The organism is Kitasatospora sp. NPDC054939 (assembly GCF_053610105.1).
The window spans coordinates 1-4,408 of the sequence record NZ_JBSGXP010000268.1 but is presented as its reverse complement, the minus strand read 5'-3'; the positions used below and the strand labels follow the sequence as shown (position 1 = coordinate 4,408).

The following is a 4,408-nucleotide window of genomic DNA, read 5'->3' as shown; positions in this document are numbered from 1 at the left end:
GGGTAGTTGCGCGGGCGGCAGCCAGCCGGGGGCTTCCCCCGCCGACCCGGCGGGAGAAGCCTTTGGGTACGCCGTGGCGTCGGCGCTCGGCGGCGCGGCGAGCGAGGGGTCGGAGCGCAGGATGCGCCCGTGCAGGTCCGCCAGCTCCGGCCCCGGGTCCACGCCCAGCTCCTCGGCGAGCAGCCGGCGGCAGCGCTCGTACCCGGCGAGGGCCGCGGCCTGCTGCCCGCACCGGTACAGCGCCACCATCTGCAGCGCCCGCAGGCCCTCCCGCAGCGGGTGCTCGTCGGCGAGCGCGGTCAGCTCGGCGGCCAGCCGGGCGTGCCCGCCGAGCTCCAGTTCCAGGGTCAGCCGGTCCTGACGGAGCGTCAGGCGGCGTTCCTCGAACAGGTCGCGGCGGCGGTCGGCCAGGTCGCCGGGTACGCCGGTGAGCGGGACGCCCTCCCACAGCGCGAGCGCCGAACCGAGCAGCCGCACCGCCCCGGTGCGGTCGCCCGCCGCAGCGGCCCGGGCTGCCTCCGCGGCCAGCCGTTCGGCGCGGTCGGCGTCCAGGGCGTCCGGCTCCAGCCGCAGCAGGTACCCACCGGGGGCGGACAGCAGCGTGCGGGGGCTGCGCGGCCGGGGCTCGATCACCGCGCGCAGCCGGGACAGGTGGCTGCGCACCGCGACCGCCGCGGTGGCCGGCGGCCGCGCGCCCCAGACGGCCTGCTCCAGTTCCGCGACCGGGACGACCCGGCCGTGCCCCAGCGCCAGCGCGGCCAGCACGGCGCGCTGCTTCGGCGGACCGAGGTCCAGCTCGCGCCCGCCCCGTCGGGCGCGGAGCGGCCCCAGCACCGAGATCCGCAGCATCTCCACGTACGTCCTACTCCCCGCTGCTCCCCGTCGTGCCGCCCGGCCGTGGTGGTGTGCCGGGCGGTGACAACCGTCCGGGCCGGTCCCGAGGCCGCCGACCCCCGGACGGCACCGGGCACGGAACGGCGCCCGGCGGGCCTCCGCAGACCCGATTACCGCGCCATTACCGATTCATGACACCGGCCCCGGAGACTGGGCCCTGTCCGGCCGATCTTGCCGGACACGGCCTAGCGGCCCAGCGTCCGCCGCCCCGGACGCCCCGTCGGCGACCGGGGGCACGGACCTCCGTCCCGCCCCCGAGCCCATCGAGCGACCCTTGCACGCGCACACCGCCCCGTCGTCCGCCGACGCGGCCCGCACCCGCGGGTCCGCCGCCCGCCGGTCCGACGGGCACCGCAATCCCCGTTTCCGCCGGTCATGCTACGGCAGCAGCCCCTGCCGCCGGCCCGCCGCCCCCGCCGTCCGCATGCCCGGGCGGCGCCCGTGCTGATCGGACGCGAACGGGAGCTGGCGGCCCTGGTCGGGGTTCTGAGCCCCGCCCCGCCCGGCCGGGAACCCGCCGCAGGCACCGCCCCCGGCAGCGATCCCGACACCGCTCCCGGCGCGGACGCGCCCGCCGATGCCGTCCCGGTCACCGCCACCGCCACCGCCACCGCGTCGGGCGGCACCGCCGTGCTCGTGGAGGGCGCCGCCGGCGCCGGGAAGAGCGCCCTGCTGCGCGCCGCCGTGGAGCACGTGCGCCGCCCCGACGACCTGGTGCTCACCGCCTCGGGCGCGGTGCCCGAGCACGGCTTCGCGTTCGGCCTGGTCCGCCAGCTCTTCGAGCGCCTGATCGCGCAGGAGCCGGTCGGCGGCCCGGACGGGCTGCTCGCCGGGCACGCCGGCGCCGCCGCCACCCTGTTGCTGCCGCCCGCCGTCCGGGCCGCCCGCGGCGATGCCGACCGCACCGACGAGGACGTGCTGAACGGCCTGTACTGGCTGGTCGTCCGGCTCGCCGCGCGCGGACGGCTGGTCCTGGTCCTCGACGACCTGCAGTGGGCCGACACCCCGTCACTGCGCTGGCTGCACTACCTGCTGCGGCGCGCCGGCGGTCTGCCGCTGGTCGTCCTGGCCACGCTCGGACCGACCTCCGGGCCCGCCGACGCCGAGGCGCTCGGCGCCGTCCTGCCGCTGTTCCGCCGGCACCTGGCCCTGCCGCCGCTGGACGGCGCGGCGGTGGCGGTCATCACCCGACAGGCCCTCGGCGAGGAGGCCGGCACCCGGCTCGCCACCGCCTGCCACCGCGCCACCGGCGGCAACCCGTACCTGCTGCACGCCCTGCTGCGCTCGGTGGCCGCCGCCCCGGGGCCGGCCGACGACACCGACCCGCACGCCGACCTGCATCCCGACCGGCTGCTCGACCACCTTCCCGCCGAGGTCGGCCGCGCCGTGCAGGGCCTGCTCACCGTCGCCGGCCCCGCCGCCCTGGCGGTCGCCCAGGCCCTCGCCGTCCTCGGCGCGCACCCCCCGGTCGACCTGCTCGCCGCCGTGGCCGGGGTGACGGAGCCGCAGGCCGAGGACGCCGTCCACGCCCTGACCCGCTCCGGCGTGACGGCCCGCGGCGAGGACGGCGCCGGCTTCGCGTGCCCTGCCGTGGCCGCCGCCGTGCTCGGCGAGGTGCTGCCCAGCCGCCGCCAGGAACTGCACGCCCGCGCCGCCCGGGTGCTGCTCACCCGGGACTCCCCGCTCGACGAGGTCGCCGGACACCTCCTGCGCAGCCCGCTCGGCGGGCCCGGCACCTCCGAGGTGCTGCGGCGGGCCGCCGCCGAGGCCGTCCGGCTGGGCCGCCCCGAGGCCGCGGTCGCCCCGCTGCGCCGCGCCCTGCGCGAACCCCTCGGGGACGCGCTGCGCGCCACCCTGCTGATCAGCCTCGGCGAGGCCGAGCTCGCGTCCAACGTCCCCGCCGCCGTCGGCCACCTGGAACGCGGACTGGAGCTCTCCCGCGACCCGGTGGAGCGCACCGCCGCCGCCCGGCGGCTCTCCGGCGCCCTGTTCGCGCTGGACCGCTACCCCGAGGGCCTCGCGGTGCTCGCCCGTACCAGCGCCGCGCTGCGCGGGCAGGACACGGCCAACGCCCTGCGGCTGGAGGTCGACTTCATCCACGGCAGCCTCAGCCAGGCGGCCTCCGCCACCTCCGTGCTGCCGCGCCTGCGCGAACTCACCCTCGACGAGGCCGCCGGTACCGCCGTCCGCCGCCCGCTCGCCGCCCTGCTGAGCCTTCGCGAGGCGATGGCCGGGGAGCGGCCCGAGGAGGCCGCCGGCTACGCCCGGCAGGCCCTGGAACAGGGGCTCAGCCCGGCCGACGACGAGTCCGCGGTGTACAGCGGCGCCATCCTGGCGCTCGGCTCGACCGGTCAGGACGAACTGGCGCTGATGTACACCGACACGGCGGTGGAGGAGGCCCGGAGCCGGGGCTCCGCCTTCGCCTACGCGCTGGCCAGCAGCGTCCGGGCCGGAGTGCACTGCCGGATGGGCCGGGTGCTGGACTGCCGGGCGGACGCGGCGGCCGCCATCGAGGCGCTGGAGGAGACCGGCGTCGACCTGCGGCACAGTCACTGCGCCGCCCCGCTCACCACCCTGATGGACGCGCTGATCAAGCAGGGCAAGGCCGAGTACGCGGCCGAACTCCTCGAACGCGGCGGACTCGGCAGCGACCTCAACGGCCACTGGATCAACGACTGGGTGCTGCTGGTGCGCGGTCGCCTGCGGGTCGCCCAGGGCCGGCTGCGCGACGCCCTGGCCGACTTCCTGCTGTGCGGTCGCCGGGCCTCGGCCCGCAGCGTCTTCACCCCCGGCGTGCTGCCCTGGCGCTCGGAGGCCGCGCTGGTCCGCGCCGCTCTCGGCGAACCCGAGGGCGCCCGGGCGCTGGCCGAGGAGGAGCTCCGGCTGGCCCGCCGCTGGGGGGTGCCCGGGACGGTCGGCGTCACCCTGCGCGCGCTCGGCGCCATCACCGACGGGCCGGCCGGGGTGGCCCTCCTGGAGGAGGCCGTCGAGCTGCTGGCCGACACCCCCGCCCGGTACAGCCTGGCTCAGGCGCTGGCCGACCTCGGCTCCCGGCTGCGCCGGGCCGGCCGGACCGCCGAGGCCCGCCCCCACCTGCGGCGGGCCGCCGAGATCGCGCACCGGCTCGGCGCCGAGGTCGTCGCCGACCAGGCCCTCGCCGAACTGCGCCAGGCCGGGGACCGGCCGCGCACCCGGGTGTTCCGGGGCGTGGACGCGCTGACACCCACCGAGCTCCGGGTCGCCGGGCTGGCGGCCGGCGGGATGACCAACCGCGAGATCGCCCAGCACCTGTTCGTCGGGCTGCGCACCGTGGAGGTCCATCTCACCAACACCTACGGGAAGTTGGGGATCGACGGCCGTTCCGGGCTGGCGGAGGCGCTCTGCCGGTCGGCGGACGGGGCGGAGCCGGACGCCCGGCTCCCCTGACCTCGGGGGCCGGACGCGGGCGGGGGGGGGGGGGCGGGGGCGCGGCGCCGCGCCCCCCCAGCTAGGGCCGGTCGGAGAAGACGTACAT

2 protein-coding genes are annotated in these 4,408 nt (G+C 78.8%); one reads left to right on the top strand and one right to left on the bottom strand.

Translation table 11 applies throughout. The features are described 5' to 3' along the window. Nucleotides 1-849 (bottom strand): AfsR/SARP family transcriptional regulator (locus tag ACWGB8_RS37930; protein WP_452218217.1); only part of this gene is annotated, 849 nt, incomplete at its 3' end. A gap of 486 nt (nucleotides 850-1,335) precedes the next feature. Between ACWGB8_RS37930 and ACWGB8_RS37925 the strand changes: the two genes are divergently transcribed. Next, nucleotides 1,336-4,320: a helix-turn-helix transcriptional regulator gene (locus tag ACWGB8_RS37925; RefSeq protein ID WP_452218216.1), complete on the top strand. Its 2,985-nt coding sequence runs from the start codon at nucleotides 1,336-1,338 to the stop codon at nucleotides 4,318-4,320. Nucleotides 4,321-4,408: the final 88 nt, after the last annotated feature.